At 53.0% G+C, this 14996-nt stretch carries 18 protein-coding genes; 8 read left to right on the forward strand and 10 right to left on the reverse strand.

Annotated elements, in window-relative coordinates; all coding sequences use genetic code 11:
* Positions 1 to 131: 131 nt before the first annotated feature.
* Positions 132 to 278 carry a hypothetical protein gene (locus H7U12_RS13465; RefSeq protein ID WP_186638770.1) on the forward strand — a complete coding sequence of 49 codons (147 nt, stop codon included), beginning with the start codon at positions 132 to 134 and terminating at the stop codon, positions 276 to 278.
* A gap of 328 nt (positions 279 to 606) precedes the next feature.
* Entirely contained in the window at positions 607 to 1449 is an 843-nt protein-coding gene (locus H7U12_RS13470) for a DUF3298 and DUF4163 domain-containing protein (RefSeq protein ID WP_186638772.1), read from the forward strand.
* Between the two features lie 124 nt (positions 1450 to 1573).
* Here H7U12_RS13470 and H7U12_RS13475 read toward each other — a convergent pair whose 3' ends face one another.
* The 4 genes from H7U12_RS13475 to H7U12_RS13490 form a co-directional block, all read right to left on the reverse strand.
* On the reverse strand, positions 1574 to 2374 hold the full coding sequence (locus H7U12_RS13475; protein WP_186638774.1) for a hypothetical protein: 801 nt from the start codon (positions 2372 to 2374) through the stop codon (positions 1574 to 1576).
* 464 nt (positions 2375 to 2838) lie between these two features.
* A complete protein-coding gene (locus tag H7U12_RS13480) occupies positions 2839 to 3345 on the reverse strand; it encodes a DUF421 domain-containing protein (RefSeq protein ID WP_241749352.1) in 507 nt (168 codons plus the stop codon).
* A 234-nt stretch (positions 3346 to 3579) separates the two neighbouring features.
* Positions 3580 to 3996 (reverse strand): SpoIIAA family protein, encoded by a 417-nt coding sequence (locus H7U12_RS13485; protein WP_186638776.1) that lies wholly within the window; start codon positions 3994 to 3996, stop codon positions 3580 to 3582.
* A 291-nt stretch (positions 3997 to 4287) separates the two neighbouring features.
* A complete protein-coding gene (locus H7U12_RS13490; RefSeq protein WP_186638778.1) occupies positions 4288 to 4668 on the reverse strand; it encodes a hypothetical protein in 381 nt (126 codons plus the stop codon).
* Between the two features lie 590 nt (positions 4669 to 5258).
* Between H7U12_RS13490 and H7U12_RS13495 the strand changes: the two genes are divergently transcribed.
* Both H7U12_RS13495 and H7U12_RS13500 read left to right on the forward strand, forming a co-directional pair.
* Positions 5259 to 5639 (forward strand): Hsp20/alpha crystallin family protein, encoded by a 381-nt coding sequence (locus tag H7U12_RS13495; protein WP_186638780.1) that lies wholly within the window; start codon positions 5259 to 5261, stop codon positions 5637 to 5639.
* Positions 5640 to 5774: 135 nt separating this feature from the next.
* Entirely contained in the window at positions 5775 to 6332 is a 558-nt protein-coding gene (locus H7U12_RS13500) for an Hsp20/alpha crystallin family protein (protein WP_186638782.1), read from the forward strand.
* Positions 6333 to 6414: 82 nt separating this feature from the next.
* On the opposite strand, the gene H7U12_RS13505 is transcribed toward H7U12_RS13500, so the two are convergent.
* A complete protein-coding gene (locus H7U12_RS13505) occupies positions 6415 to 6648 on the reverse strand; it encodes a hypothetical protein (RefSeq protein ID WP_186638784.1) in 234 nt (77 codons plus the stop codon).
* A gap of 158 nt (positions 6649 to 6806) precedes the next feature.
* Here H7U12_RS13505 and H7U12_RS13510 point away from each other — a divergent pair, with 158 nt between their 5' ends.
* Positions 6807 to 7571 (forward strand): hypothetical protein, encoded by a 765-nt coding sequence (locus tag H7U12_RS13510; RefSeq protein WP_186638912.1) that lies wholly within the window; start codon positions 6807 to 6809, stop codon positions 7569 to 7571.
* Positions 7572 to 7680: 109 nt separating this feature from the next.
* Here H7U12_RS13510 and H7U12_RS13515 read toward each other — a convergent pair whose 3' ends face one another.
* Complete coding sequence (locus H7U12_RS13515) at positions 7681 to 7995, reverse strand: SH3 domain-containing protein (protein ID WP_186638786.1); 315 nt, start codon at positions 7993 to 7995, stop codon at positions 7681 to 7683.
* A 725-nt stretch (positions 7996 to 8720) separates the two neighbouring features.
* Between H7U12_RS13515 and H7U12_RS13520 the strand changes: the two genes are divergently transcribed.
* The 3 genes from H7U12_RS13520 (at position 8721) to H7U12_RS13530 (ending at position 10388) form a co-directional block, all read left to right on the forward strand.
* Positions 8721 to 9155, forward strand: coding sequence for a GNAT family N-acetyltransferase (locus tag H7U12_RS13520; protein ID WP_186638788.1), 435 nt, complete (start codon positions 8721 to 8723; stop codon positions 9153 to 9155).
* A gap of 143 nt (positions 9156 to 9298) precedes the next feature.
* Positions 9299 to 9994 (forward strand): alpha/beta fold hydrolase, encoded by a 696-nt coding sequence (locus H7U12_RS13525; protein WP_186638790.1) that lies wholly within the window; start codon positions 9299 to 9301, stop codon positions 9992 to 9994.
* On the forward strand, positions 9987 to 10388 hold the full coding sequence (locus tag H7U12_RS13530) for a septal ring lytic transglycosylase RlpA family protein (RefSeq protein ID WP_186638792.1): 402 nt from the start codon (positions 9987 to 9989) through the stop codon (positions 10386 to 10388). The genes H7U12_RS13525 and H7U12_RS13530 overlap by 8 nt, the downstream gene beginning before the upstream one ends.
* Positions 10389 to 11261: 873 nt before the next feature.
* Here the strand turns inward: H7U12_RS13530 and H7U12_RS13535 are convergent.
* The 4 genes from H7U12_RS13535 to nagA all read right to left on the reverse strand — a co-directional run bounded on the left by H7U12_RS13535 (position 11262) and on the right by nagA (position 14930).
* Positions 11262 to 12212, reverse strand: coding sequence for a 1-phosphofructokinase family hexose kinase (locus H7U12_RS13535; protein ID WP_241749353.1), 951 nt, complete (start codon positions 12210 to 12212; stop codon positions 11262 to 11264).
* A 447-nt stretch (positions 12213 to 12659) separates the two neighbouring features.
* Positions 12660 to 13334, reverse strand: coding sequence for an ATP-binding cassette domain-containing protein (locus tag H7U12_RS13540; RefSeq protein WP_186638794.1), 675 nt, complete (start codon positions 13332 to 13334; stop codon positions 12660 to 12662).
* Positions 13324 to 13632, reverse strand: a complete 309-nt coding sequence (locus H7U12_RS13545; protein WP_186638796.1) for a hypothetical protein — start codon at positions 13630 to 13632, stop codon at positions 13324 to 13326. The genes H7U12_RS13540 and H7U12_RS13545 overlap by 11 nt, the downstream gene beginning before the upstream one ends.
* Positions 13633 to 13778: 146 nt before the next feature.
* Positions 13779 to 14930: an N-acetylglucosamine-6-phosphate deacetylase gene (gene nagA, locus H7U12_RS13550; RefSeq protein ID WP_186638798.1), complete on the reverse strand. Its 1152-nt coding sequence runs from the start codon at positions 14928 to 14930 to the stop codon at positions 13779 to 13781.
* Positions 14931 to 14996 lie beyond the last annotated feature (66 nt).

Genomic DNA, 14996 nt, shown 5'->3' on the forward strand with positions numbered 1-14996 from the left:
GAATAGCCACGAAACAATAGGAATAATCCTCAAGTAGAACCGCAATACCTTTTTATAAAGCTACGAGGGAATTAGAAAGTGTATCAGCATTTGCTGTAGTTTCTGCGCAAGGTCACTAAAGATGAGATAAGATGATGAAAGGAAATGACATCTTCGTCGATGCCCAAAAGGAGTTGAAGCAAGATTTGGCTCAACTGGAGAATGGCGAGGTAGAATTTATTGACATAAATCAATTAGATCAGGAGTTGGAGAACACCCTCTCCTCTCTGTCATCCTGAAAGGATCTTGGCGGCAAGCTGTAGAAGCGTAAGAACAAATGCATTCCTAGTTCGCACATAAGATCCTTTCAGGATGACAAAGTGGGGTGAAATCAGCGGATAAAATGTAAACAAAAGAACCTGCCCGGGTGCGCTTGAATCAGAGGCGTGGCAGGTATTATTGAGGCGAAAGAATCACTTGATCGGCTTAAGTACAAATTCGAGAGTAGTAATATTTCAATTATAGGCTCACAAGCTAAAGCCTTCCCAGCTTTGGCCTTCTTTCCCAAAAACAGGCTCTAAACGGGCCAGCATCCGTATAGATACGGCAGTACCAATTTCAATTTTCATGCATAAGTACACGTTTGCGCTACTCACGTTAGTAGGCAGCCTGTTGTTTTCCTGCCAATCTTCTACAGAAACGTCCACGCCCGCCGCAGAAGCAGACGCTCCCGCCGTCGCCGAGGCAGGGCCAGAGCTTCGTCTCCGGTCTGAGCGCATCCAGCGGCAATCAGACCTTTGCCAGGCAGACACCTGCGCCAAGGTAGACATCCAGTATCTCGTAGCCGAGGGTGGCCCAACGGCCCTGCGCGATTCCGTGAACCAGTACGTACGGCGGTACCTGCTTCGGCAGCAGCTCACCAACAACCCAGACGCCAACCTTACCCAACCCGGCAATCCCGCGGAGTTGACCGCGCAGGAGTTCCTGCTCCAATATGCGTCCAGCCGAAAGGAATTCCCGGAGGCGGCGACCAACATGGGGTGGCAACTGACCATCTCCTCTGAGGCACTGCACCAAACCCCTGCGCTGGTCTCCCTGAAGCTGACTTCCGTGGGTTACAGCGGCGGGGCGCATGGCTATGCCGTGACTACCCTGCAAAGCTTTGACAGCACCGGTCACGCGCTTCAGGTACAAGAGATGGTCACGGATACTGTGCAGCTCCGGAAACTGGTGGAGCAGGAATTCAGGGAAGTGCGGAAGCTAGGGAAGGAGTCTTTGGAGCAGCAGGGCTTTTACACCCAGGCCGGTCACCTGCCGTTCCCGCAGAACGCCGCCCTCACTCCTAAGGGCCTGCACCTGTACTACAACGCCTACGAGGTAAACGCCTACGCCTTCGGGCCGACGGACATTCTGCTGCCGTATGCGCAGATCAGCTCCCTGCTTAAACCTGTCTACCAACCTCAGCCTTAACAGCGGCCGCACGCATCCTTCTACTCAGTGATCAGCCACAAGAAAAAACCTTGTTTTAGGCCTACTTTCAGAAAAGCAGGCCCAAAACAAGGTGCTGGCACTAACTATATAGTTGGGGATATACTTACATTAGATAGGTGTACACCGTCTCAAAGGCGGTGCCATTGGCGGGTGTAGTGATCTTTTTCACGGGCAGGTTATGGGCGTTGTACTCGTAGGTGAAGGTGGTGACGCGCTGCTCGCCCGAGGCCAGCGTGGTGGTGACTTTGCCGGGGTTGTTCCGGTACAGGATGATGTTGGGCGTGAACAGGAACTCGGCGAGGTGCTGCACAGCTTTCTTGGTGTCATAGCCTTCGTACTTGCTTTTCTGCACCTGCTCCCAGGCCGCACCAGCGGTAGGGCGACGGTACATGGTGAGCTCAGTGAGATTGCTGTTGGTGTCATAGGTGTATGTGACCTTGTTGGTCTCGCGGGGCACGGTAGCGTCGGGGTCTTTGTAAAAGCTGTAGCGGGTGATTAGCCGGCCGTTCAGGTCGTATTCAAAGGTATGGTAACTCTCTACTTTGGCATTGATCAGTTCGTCTAGCCGGTAAAGCTGGTTAGAGGCAGTGTAGAAATAGGCGTTCTCGGTGTCCAGCAAAGGGCCATCGGTGCGCAGGTAGGCAATGCGGCCCATGTTGTCATACACCACCTCGCTGGTAGACTGCTCGTTTTCATTGAAGGCCAAAGAGCCCATGCCCACCATCTTGGTCAGCCATCCGGAGGCCGAGTACTGAAACTCGCGGCTGTCGCCTTGGTTCGTGGCTATCTTGGCGAGGAAGATGGGCGAGGAAGTGGCAGAAGGTTCCGGGTCTTCCAGATCGCACCCAGAGAGCAACAGACTGACAAAGAAGAGAAAGGTGAGTTTACTGACAAACGTTTTCATAAAAAAGCAAAAGTGAGTTCTGGTATTCTTTACTCAGAAGAGCCTTTAACCCACCGGAAGGTTGCACGGGCGCCGCAAGAACTGTCCTTTTTCATGATTTCTCCGGATACAAACAAAGGAATCCCCGTTTTCGGCCCGGAAACATAAAACAAGGCCCAAACCGCCGATGGCTGCTTTCGGCCTTGTTTCCCGATTTCGGCTTGAAAACAGAAAGGAAGCCCGCGTAGGCTTCCTTTCTGTTCTATATAGCATTTTCTATATACAAGATCCCTTCTTCCTGACGCGGGGAAGTTTAAAGCAGCGCTCCGGGCAAGCTTCCAACCCTTTCAGCAGCAGGTCCCCGGCAAGTTGCCTGACGTTTCCGCTCCCTTATCTTTGGTTCGCTAGGTGCATCGGTCTTCATTAGGATAGTGCATGACGATGCTTTTGGCGGCCAGCAGACGGAAACCTGCCGAGGCGGGGTTTTATTTGTCTTCCTTGTAAATGATGCTGATTTTGCCGCTACGTTCCAGGCAGGCAGTTTCTATTTTATTGATGTCCAGGGGACCGCCCTGGGCCCGCATGGTTTCCACAATATCGTTCTCGGTGATGCTGTGCGCCCGCATTTCCTCTTTCAACAGCTTGCCGTCCTTCACCAGCGCGGCTGTTTTGCCTTTGATGAAGTTACTCACCCCGTGCCCGTGCCCGAACCGGAACGCCACCGAGGCCAAGATCCGGTGCAGGAGCACCAGCACCAAACCGGCGGCCAGGGTAGGGAAGAAAGGAGAAGTTCCGGTAATGGCCCGGCTCATAATGGAACCGTACATGATGCCCAGCACAATGTCAAAAGCGCTCTGCTGCCCGAAAATGCGCTTGTTGGCAATGCGCACGTACGTGAGGGAGATAAAAAATACGAGCACCGACCTGAGAGACATTTGCCACCAGTTCAGGTCTTTCTGCCCCAGCCCTAAGATAAATTCCAGTGTTTCCATCCCAAACCAGAACGGTTTAGGAAAGAGAGGGTTGCGGTACGGGCAGAACTAAGATTCCCTGCGCAGGCCTAACATAGTAGAGCGTTTTTTCCGCTGTTCTGTTTTGGGGCTTAAATCCAGAAAACGGCTCCAAAACGCTTCTCTTTGATAGAGGCTTTCCGTCAGGGAAAAGAATTAGGTGGGCTTTGGTTTTTGAAGGCAGAAAACAGGACGCGCGGGTACTGAGGCGCTTTCCTAGAACTCCTGCATGAGCCAGCGAAGGGCTTCTTCCTCGTCCTGAAAACTTTTGAGGGTAAGATCGTCCAGGTCACCGGCGCGCTGGATGAGGTGTTCAATGGCTTCTACCTGCTTCTCATCTTCTGAGGGGAGAAACGCCATGCGGCGCAGCGGACCGGCCAGGTACGCAGGCACCACGTGCTCCTCTACCCAGTTTCTGTCTTCCTCAGAAAACGCCTTCATTTTCCGGTCATCGGCGAGCCAGCGGGTAAGCCGGTATTTGTCCATCACGTAGGCGCAAATCAGCAGCGCCTCCTGTAAATCAGCGCCGGTGAGTTTGCCTCGCCAGACGGCCATTCCCAGCGAGCGCTCCAGATCATACCGCACCGTGAAGGCATGGCTTTCGTAATAGACAGACGGTAAAAGTAGGGGCATGCCAGAGCAGTAGTACCGGAGGACACGTTGCGGGGGCTAGCAAACAGTGCTACAACTGTCCAGTGTTACTACAAAAATAGAAGTTTTCTACTAAAAACCGAGGCAAAAGAGCGGCATATTTATATTCAGGCAACATTACGCCGCAGCAAGCCCGCTTTCAGGCCTTAAACCGAAAACCACTGGAAAAAGAGCTAAGCACCCATGAACGACGACCCGCTCCTCTTGGGCCAGGGTCCAGTCACAGGACAAAGTTTCTGCCTGATTCACCCTTGGCCATACCGCACCCGAAGCTTACTTCAGGTCTTTGCTTTGAGGATTGGTGGAGACCGCCGAGGGAGCCATCAGCCAGAGCAGCGCCTCACTTTCATCTTTGAAATCACAGAACGCCAAGTGATCAATGCCGCCAGCCCGCTGTAGCATCTGCTCTACGGCCATCTTGTTGAACAGGTCTTCAGACACCAGGGTAGCCATGCGCCGCAGCGAACTATGCAACAGGCGGGGTATGATGGTCTCTACAAACCATTGCTGGTCGGCCTGCCGGATGGCTTTCATCTTCCGGTTATCCGCGAGCCAGCGGGTGGGGGCCTTCTCCTCTATCAGGGCTATACAGACCGAGGCCGCTTCCTGAAACTCCTGGCTATTCAGGAACCCATTCCACACGGCAAACGCCATAGAACGCTACTCGTCAAAAGATAGGGTAAGCACATGGTTTTGGTAAACTATTTTCCTCATCTGGTATCCACTTGCACAGCCTGGCTCCTCTTTACGTTTGCCTGAGGGGAGCACCTGCGTCTGGCTCTTTTTACATTATTTTCATCTCTCAACCAACCGCCTTTTAAGCGATGATTCACCTGGAAGGCAGCATTTCTGCCGGATAGGCGCCTCAGGGCACCTGGCTAGAAAGCATCACCAGCAAAAACGACGGTACTGTTTTTTCCGCTCCCGTTACAGCTCACGCACTGCCCTTCCGGCGCAGCAGCTGCTTTCCTGCTGGTATTTATACGGAGGAAGTGCAGGAAGGTACAGGCTCTCCCGTGAAAAATCGTCTCTAATTACTACCTCCTGGCAACCTTTCTCCTCCCTGCAATCTGCCTTCCTTGCCAGTTGTATTTTGCCTGTCAACTGCCTGACAAAATTTCACACGTCCCTTGTTTTTCGCTTGCCATTCTGTCTGAACCTTGCTTTAAAAAGGCCTTTTCTTGCATTGGTATGCGCTTTGCAATACGTCCTCTGAAAATATAGAAAGGACGAGGAGAAGCACCATGAAACTCATAAAAGATAAAAAGTTCTTAAAGAACATCGCTCAATATATAGATGTCACCAACACCATTGGGGGTGGGGTAGTCCAGCCGCAGGTGAACATGGTGAAACGGAAAAAGGAAGCCATTCTGCAGGTAGCGTTACCGGGCGTGTCTCCTGAGCAGTACCAGGTTCTCCTGGACAAAAACCAGCTCACCGTAATGGCGCTGCACCACAGTGCCCAACACCCCGAGATGCAGGCGCCCTTATTCCACCAGAACTTCCTGTTGCCGCCCCACGTGGATTTCAACAGCCTGAAGGTGGTACATGAAAACCAGGCGCTCCGGATTCATATTCCGTACCTGCCGCAAGGACCCCGGTTTCTGGAAATTGAGCAATGGTAAGCAACTAAGCAGGTGCCGGAGAGAGTCCATCACAAACTGTTTCCGGCCCCTTTTTCCATAAACGGCCTCAAAACGGCCCTCGTGTTACAGAGATAAACGACAACTTATGTTTCACACTTTAAAGAAGGTAAAATTATGGCCATTCAACGTTTAGGTAGCGGCTTTGATGACATGATGCCGCAGACGTTCAGCAGCATGCTGGACCGATTCTTTAACGATTCTGTGAACACCCGCGAACGACTGAACCGCTTCAGTCCGCAGGTAGACACCTGTGAAACCGAAACAGGGTATGAACTGGAGATGGCGCTTCCGGGCCTGAAGAAAGAAGACATCCACCTGGATTTCCAGCAAGGGCTTCTTACCGTCTCAGGAGAACGTCATTTCAAAAACGAGCAGAAAGACAAACGCTATCACTTAGTGGAAAGCCAGTACGGTTCTTTCAGCCGTTCTTTCCAGTTCCCTGACACCGTGAAACCCGACAGCATAGAAGCGGTGTATGAAAATGGTGTTCTGCACGTACGCATCCCGAAGGATGAGCAGAAAACCGCCAAACGCCGGATTGAGGTACGGGAAGGTGCTGCCCAGCCTATCCAACTGGAGAAAGACAACGCACCAGCGTCAGACAACCAGGCCAGCGCCTCTTCCTCTAAGAAGAAGCAGGTGTCACTCGCCCAGGAAAACGGCACCCACTAACGGCACGCTGCTGCAAAAGAAAAGGCACCGCGTTGGCGGTGCCTTTTCTTTTGCCCTTACAGGAGAGCGATATAAAGGCTGTTTAGCCTTGATGGCCAGAGCTCATAGCCGAATTACCGTTGCCAGCGCTGTCTGGGATGCTGCCAGGGTTATAGCTGCTTCTGGAAGTCTGGCCCGGCGTTGCTGGCTGGTTAGGTCCGCCGCCCGAGATACGCGTGGCGGTTCCTTCTGGGGTGGCGCTCGCCTTGTTGGCCCGCACATAGTAGACTGTGATGAACAACGCGATGATCAATAAAATACACAATGCTATAAACATGATACGTTCTGATTAAGTGAAACATAGGGGTTCTTTCTTTTACTCCGTTTTTAGCGTGCTGTTGCGCTTTGGGGTTTATATTCGGTTCTATTTGTGGGGTTTATCTTTTTTTCTTTAGCTTTATCATAGAAAACCCACTTTTTCGTTTAAATAATGCTATGCTAAAAAAATTATATTTCTTGGTTTTCTTTTGCTGGATGATGGCAGAATGTGGTTGGGCGCAGAACACCACCTCGGGGCAACCCTATTTCATAGAACTGCATAACGGCGAGCGCGTTTATGCCAGCCGGCTTCAATTCAAAAGCCCTGTCTTCAAACAGAATTTCTTCCTCTTGGATGACACTCTCAAATATGCCCCTGAAACGGTGAAGTATTTCCAGAGTCAGGAGGGCTACTTCGCCCGCGTAGACGCGGGTAGGCGCTTCAGTAATTTCGCGCAGCGGGAGCAGGCCGGGCGCATCTCCACCTACTTTGTGTACCGCACAGATTACAACTCCTACGCCCCGGGCATCGGGATTGGCATGGGCCGGTACGGCGGTTATGGAATGGGCGGCTACGGCATGGGCGGGTACGGTTATCCTACCCAGCGCCGGGTCTATTATTTTGAGAAAGAGAAAGGCGCTTTGCAGCCGCTCACCTACAAGAACCTGCGGGTGGCCTTGTCTGATAACCCCGGCAGCATGGAAAGTCTGCAGGAATACAAACGGGGGCAGAACATCCAAACGGGAATGTATGTGGCAGGCGCTGGCCTGATGGTGGCCGGTATCACGCAACAGTTCAGGGGCAGCAACTACAGCGGCAAGGTATCTCCCCTTCTGCTGGTAGGCGCAGGAATCTCGCTGCTTCCGCAGCTTATCAGGCTGGTGAAGAAAGACCGTCTCTCTGAGGCCATTGATATCTACAACTACGTTCCCAAAGAGTAGCACCATTTGATGGCACCCAAAAGGAAAGGGTCCACTCTCTACATGAGAGTGGACCCTTTCCTTTTTAAAAACGCAGCACCCGGCTGCCGGTGAAGGTATCTTCCAGTGGTTATAGTTTGGCGCTTTTGCCCACTTCGGTGGGGGCTTTAGCAGCCGTCGCTTTTTTCACCTTTTTGGCTTTGAGGTACGAACTCAGCACATAACCGGCTTCGCCGTCAATTTGTACCAGCGTCCACTCCTGGTTCTGCTTCCGCATGACAATGATCTCATCTTCTGAGCCCAGCAGGCGCATCACTTCCCCGCCAATAGCAGGCTGACGGTACATTTTAACTTTCTCGGTGTTCACCCGGCTGGTAGGACCTTGCGCGAACGCTGACAATACTTGCATGCAAACTAGGGCGGAAATGATTACTAAACGTTTCATAATACTTTGTTTTAATGAGTGAATGAGTTAAAACCTTGAATTATTTTACTTCTATTTGATTCTAAGAACACCTTTTATAAAAGAAAAGGACGTGACGTTCCAGGGCAACAATTGCCTATTTTTATTTCTGAATTTTTCCAATATGTTTCTGTTATACTCTAATAGATGCAGAATCTAAAAGAAGGTTGCTTGCGTCTGAACTTTTTTTCTTAATTTCTTTAGCGGTGAAAGCAACTACCTGAATTTTCTGTAATTCCACTGGGGCAAAACCGTTCCGCTGGCGTTTACAAGGAAGTTTACAAGATACATGCCAAATACATAAAATATTTATTTACAGCATCTTAGACACATTTACCCCATCTTTACTGTTCGCCCCCGAACATTCTCTTTTTAAAATCGAACACTTTTCGTGCACATGGCCCATTTCCAGAAAGATTTCTACCTAAAAATATTTCTTTTACTCCAGGGCATTCAAAGTGCAGCTGACTCCATTTAATTTCTAGCATCTGTCTCCTAAAGCTGAACATGCTCAAGCAATTAACTTGCAATTCGGGCCACATAACGGGACAAATATAGAAGGGCTATTTTTCTAAATACAAGCACGAAACGTTAATTAACAGACATTTAACGTTAGAAGTAATTCTGCGCTATTATTTAACATTTCCTTAGTATGTGTTTTACGGCCAGCGCGTACTTTCTATTTTTGCGGCTGAACAAATGACCCCATGGCTACATCTTTGCAAATAAGGGAAATAGAAGAGTTGGCGGAGATGGTCCGGCAGTTTCCGTTGATTCAGCACCTGAACCCCACCATGGAGCCTGCCCGCTACGAGGAACTCTTGCGTCAAATGGTACCCCAGCAGTACCGCATGGTAGGCGTTTTTGACGGAGACACCTGTCTGGGGCTTTCGGGGTACTGGATGGGCACCAAGCTGTACAGCGGCAAGTACCTGGAGGTAGACAATTTTGTGGTGGATGAACAGTCCCGCTCCAAGGGCATCGGGAAGCTGCTGCTGGACTGGCTTACCGCCGAGGCGAGCAAACACCGTTGTGAAACCATGATGCTAGACGCCTACGTGGTGAACCACGCCGCCCACAAATTCTACCTGCGCGAAGGCTTCGTCATCAAAGGTTTCCACTTTCTGAAAAGGCTGGGCTAAGACCCCGCATCAGCCTACCGAAGGTTCTTCTCGTTTACTTGCAAGCTGAAGCGCACCTGTTGCCCGGCCGTTTTAAGTCCGTTTTCCTGAAATCAGGCCCAAAACAGTTTGGTCTGAACGCGCAAGAACGCTTATCTTACCCTATGGAACCATTGCTACTGCTACACGGCGCTTTAGGAGCAAAAGATCAGTTTGAGCCCTTGCTGCCCTTGCTGTCTCCGGCTCTACCGGTGTACTCCTTTAACCTGGCCGGGCACGGCGGCGCTCCCTTTTCCGGCGAAGATCCCTTCACCATAGAAGGCTTTGCCCACCAGCTCCTGGAGTGGCTGGAGGCCCATGCGGTGCCTCCGGTGCAGGTAGTGGGTTATAGCATGGGCGGTTACATTGCCCTGGAGGCCGCCCGGCAGCAACCAACCCGCTTTTCAAGGATACTGACGCTGGCCGCCAAATTCAACTGGACCGCCGAGACTGCCCGCCACGAGGCCGCCAAACTTCAACCCGAGGTGATCTCCCTGAAAGTTCCGGCCTTTGCGCAAACGCTGCAGACTCGGCACGCCCCGCAGGACTGGACCCTACTCCTGCATCGCACCGCCGAGATGATGCGGCAATTGGGTCAGAAACCCACCCTTTCAGCCGAAGTGCTGGCCCAGATCAACGTTCCGGTGTGCGTGGCCGTAGGAGACAGAGACCAGATGGTTTCCGTGGAGGAATCGCTGGCCGCCTACCGGCAGTTGCCGCAGGGGCAGTTCACCGTTTTACCTAATACCAAACACCCATTAGAGCAGCTTCACTGGCCGCTCTTCGCCTCCGTGCTTCACCATTTCTTTTCGTATGCCTAAGTATTTCCTCCGCTATTCTCTCTGCCTTCTGTTTATCGCTCTACTTGCCTCAGGTTGCTCCTCCAGTGCTCCCGCCTTCGGGACGCGGGGCTACACCGAGACAGGCAAAGCTTCTTTTTACTCTGATAAGCTGAAGGGCAACAAAATGGCCAACGGTGAACGCTACAAGCCCGGCAAGCGCACCGCTGCCCACAAGAAATTACCCTTCGGGACCAAGGTGAAAGTCACCAACCCGCAGAATGGCCGCTCCGTGAAGGTCCTCATCACCGACCGGGGCCCGTTTGCCCGGGGCCGCATCATCGACTTGTCTAAATCGGCGGCCCGCAAGCTGGATATTGAGAAGAGTGGCGTGGCACCGGTGCAGATGAAGGTAGTGCGGGAAGGGAAGAAGTAAAGGCTTTTCCTTTTGGGGAGAGTTCTGTTGACACGAGTAGTTTGCTGATGCTAGCGGAGCATGGATGCACGCAGTAGGCTTGTGCTGCCAGAGGGTCGTTGTTGACGTGGGTGCAGTTTGCTTTTGCTAGCAGAGCGTGGATGCACGCAGTAGGCTTGTGCTGCCAGAGGGTCGTTGTTGACGTGGGTGCAGTTTGCTTTTGCTAGCAGAGCGTGGATGCACGCAGTAGGCTTGTGCTGGCGAAGAACCGCTATTCGCGTGGGTACACGCAGTCCGTTTATGCTAGCGAAGAACCGCTGTTTGCGTGGGTGCATGCGCTGGGTTGTTGCATAGCTTCCCTCCGTGCGCTCACGGCCGCGAGGCCCCGCCTTCCGGCCTCGCGCTGTACCAGCTTCCTTTGCTTCCTGCGGTCGCAATGCCTGCGGCACCGGAACCTGCTTAGGCGCTCAACCGAAAGGCTGGAAAAGGCAATGCGTCAGTAAGAACGCCTCAGACCTCACAGGTTTTAAAAGCATGTGAGGTCTTCTCTGTAGAGACGCAATACCTTGCGTCTTTTTTCCCTTGCGTCTTTCTTTCCACACATTCCCAAAATGTAGAGACAAGGCATGCCTTGTCTCCTGCGTGGCCTCCGCAACTGCCGGTGATTACCTGCAGAGGGCACCCACAAGAGGTGCGCCTACATTGTACTTCCTTACAATAATCTGCCACCCTGTCCGCCGTTGTAGGTGTTCTCACCAACAACGTAGACGACTGTCATTCACTTCTCCTAATTTTCGGCCCATCAACAATCTTTACAAAACATACTTCGCTCTGTTTTAAGGCTGCTTTTCTTTAAACACCCCTAAAACGGAGCGAAGCAGGTTGGATGGTTCTTTAGCGGCGGGCTTTTAGCCAGGCGTAGATGCTTTCCACATCAGATTTGCGGCACAGTTCTGAGCCAGGGGTCATGGTGGCGGCGGTGCCGGCGGCTACGCCGTAGCGCACTACCTCCGGCAGCGCCCAGCCTTCCAGCAGTTTCAGAACCATGGCGCCTACCATGCTGTCGCCGGCACCCACGGCACTTTCCTGTTTCACGGTGGGCGGCACGATGTACTCAAACCCATCCTGAGACGCCAGCATCGCGCCGCGGGGCCCCAGCGATACCACCAGTATCTGGCTTTTGCCTTCCTGGAGCACCTGCGTGGCCAGTTCTTCCTGCTCCTGGGCTGAGATCACTTCTTTGCGGGCCAGTGCGGCCAGCTCGTTCAGGTTGGGTTTCAGGAGGTAAATGCCTTTGCCGGCGGCTTTCATCAGGGCTTCGCCGGAGGTGTCTACCACCAGCTTGAATCCCTTCTTTGTGGCTATTTCGGCAATCTGGGCATAAAAATCGTCGGGGACGCCGGGCGGGTTGCTTCCGCTGGCAATCACGAACTCGGGGATTTCTTCCAGTTCTTCCAGCGCCTGCAGGATCTGCTGCCACTCTGGGGCGGAAATCTGCGGGCCGGGCATGCCAAACCGATACTCCTGCCGGGTAGAAGTCTCAAACACGATGAGGTTTTCGCGGGTGGCTTCCTGGCACTTGAACTTCCGGTACGCCACGCCTTCGGCCGTTAGAAGCTCGCCGATTTTATCGCCGGTGGGTCCGCCGGACAGAAACCAGGCAATGGATTCGCCCCCCAGCTTTTTGATGGCTCGGGAGACATTGATCCCGCCGCCACCCGGCTCAAAGACCGGCTTCTCACAGCGCAATTTCTTTTCGGGCGCGACAGAGTCTACGCGGGTGCTTTTGTCTACGGCAGGATTAGCGGTAATGGTGATGATTTTCATAGGAAAGGTAGTGCTCATGCAAATGAGGTAAAGCTTGTTGAAGGAGGTCCGAATTCCTAAAGATACTGATCTGATTGGAAAGTCTGTTTTAGCGGCATTTTGCAGAAAACGGGTTTAAATCGTCTTTTACGGAAGCGGGCGGCTTATCTTCGAAGAAAAGCAGAAAAGTTGCGCCCCGGCTGCGACTTTTCAGAGCCCTTGTGTCACTTACCGCCACATCAGAGTCTTGTTTTATGTCCCAACCCCAAGAACATACCGCCAGGCAGCACGCGTTTCTGGCGCTCTACGAGCCGGTGCATGCGCCCTTCGCCCGGTTAATGAAAGAACTCTTGCCCTTTAAGTGCTTCCCAACGCATCATCCTTGAGTAAGCACCGCATTCTAACGGAAGGCTATGGAACCTGACGTTCTACGTTGGGGCCATTTCTCTAAAAACGGGCTTAAAACAGTAGGAAAGAAATCGCTGATCAGGAGAAGATTCCGGCGGGCACGTACTCCCAATCTTCCAGTTCCTGCAGGTGGTGAATGGGTCGGCAAGTGCCCTCGGTGAGGAGTATCAGCCGGTCACTCACGTCAATGATGTGGCGGTAATTGTGGTCTGTCACCAGAATGCCTTTGGTTTCTTTGTGGGCCAGTATGAGTTCCTGCATATGTTCTTTCAGCAGCGGCTCAATGCCGGAGAAAGGTTCATCCAGCAGCAGAAACGGGGTGTCCAGGTGGAGCAGCAGCGCCACCTCCAGGTAACGTAACTGTCCGCCCGAAAGCTGATGGACGGTTTTGGAAAGCAGCGGCTGAATTCTGGCATGTTCCTTCAGCGCCTCCTGTTTCTCTCTGGAAGGCAAAAACAAAGAAATAAGCTGCCGCACTTTCAAGGAACGGGGCAGAAAGCTCTCCTGCGGCAGATAGCTGATGAGGTGCTGGGTAAAAGGGCGCTGGCACCGCTTGCCATTGATTCTGATGCTCTTGTTTTCGGTCTCCAGCGTGCCGAAGATGATTTTCAGCAAGGTAGATTTCCCAGAGCCGTTCCGGCCTAACAATCCCACCACCTCGCCCACCTGGCACTTGAGGTAAATGTTCTTGAGCAGGTTTCGGTCACCAATGCGGTAAATGATGCTGTCTGCCTCCAGAGTATCAGGTGCCATAGAGTAGGGGTTTGCAGAAAAGATAGAGGATATAAAAAGCAGCGTTCACCAGAAAACAAGTACCAAGTAACGCCCGCTTAGACCAGCCCCGGTTATGGTAGAAATAGTACTGCTCACGAGAACGCAGCCAAAAGAAATAGAAGGCAAGAACTAACCCCAGGAAGACGAAGGAAAAGAAAAAGCAGGCAAAGAAGACCGCCCGGTCTCTTTCCAGCGAGTAGATGAGCGCGCTCACAAACAACGAGAACGGCAGGTTGAAGGCATGAAGCGTTTTATAGTAATGCAAGAAGACCTTCATGCCAGAACAGGAAATAGCGGGTTACCCCAGAAACATCAGACGCTTCTGTATAACTGATTTCCTGAATATTTAGTATGCCTCGGCCACTGTCCGCAGGACTTTTCCGCTTTGGGGCCGTTTTCACCAAAACAGCCCCAAAGCAGCCGTTACTTTTTCGCCAGAACTACCTCTGCTCCTTCTACCCACACCCGTTGCAACGCCAGTGCCTGGTCAAGTACTACAATGTTGGCGGCGGCACCCGGCACCAATTGCCCTACCTGGTGCTCCAGTTGCAGGACCTGCGCCGGATACAAGGTGGCCATTCGGATCGCTTCGTCCAGCTCCAGCCCTACCATGTTCACGGTGTTCTGCACCGCCTGCAACATGGTCAGGGCAGAACCGGCCAACCGACCGTCTTCGGTTTCGCAGCGGCCGTTGCGGTAGTAGGCCTTGAAGTTCCCGAAATCGGTGAAGGGGATGTCCGAGCCCACGCAGGCGGCGCAGTCTGAGACGAGCAGCAGTTTTTCGCCCAGCATTTTCTTGGCCAGACGCACGGCATACGGATGGCAGTGCTCCCCATCCACGATGATGCCGGTCCAGGCCTGGCCGTAATCCAGGGTGGCCGCCGCCAGACCCGGTTGTTTGGTGTCTATGCCGCTCATGGCGTTGTAGAGGTGGGTCACCGCCGTGATGCCGTTCCGGAAGAAGTGCAGGGCTTGGTCATACGTGGCCAGACTGTGCCCCGCCGAGAGCACGATGCCGCTTTCGGCTAGCCGTTGCAGCACGCTTTCCTCCAGGCATTCCGGGGCCAGGGTCAGGTAGGTGATCACGTCTTTGCCCGCCTCCAGCAGCACCTCCAACTCCTCGTGCGTGGCCGTCCGGATGCAGGCGGTATCATGGGCGCCTGGCTTGCCGGGGTTGAAGTACGGTCCTTCCAGGTGCATGCCCAGAAACGTGTTGGGTTGCTGTTGCATAGCGGCTCGCACGGCGGTTATGGTTACCAGAATCCGGTCCTGAAACGCCGAGATCACCGTGGGCAGAAAGCTGGTGGTGCCAAACTGCAGGTGCGCGTCCCGGATGGTGTGCAGGCTCTCCACCGTAGGGTATTGGGTGAAATACACGCCGCCGCCGCCGTTCACCTGCAAATCCACGAAGCCGGGGCAGATGATGCCGCCCTGGGCATCCACCAGCGGAACATCCGCGGGAAGTTCATCCACGGGAACAAGGTCCAGGATTTTGCCGTCTGCTACCAGTACCGCATAGCCTTGGGCGGTAGTGTAGCCGGAGTAGATGGTGCCGTTGGTGAGAGCGAAGCGCATGGGCAGGAGAGCGGTTAGGTTGAAAGGGCAATTTGGGAAAAACACGCCAGAAAGAACCCATGCCGG

Origin of the sequence: Rufibacter sediminis (genome assembly GCF_014269285.1) — a bacterium.
GTDB lineage: Bacteria > Bacteroidota > Bacteroidia > Cytophagales > Hymenobacteraceae > Nibribacter > Nibribacter sediminis.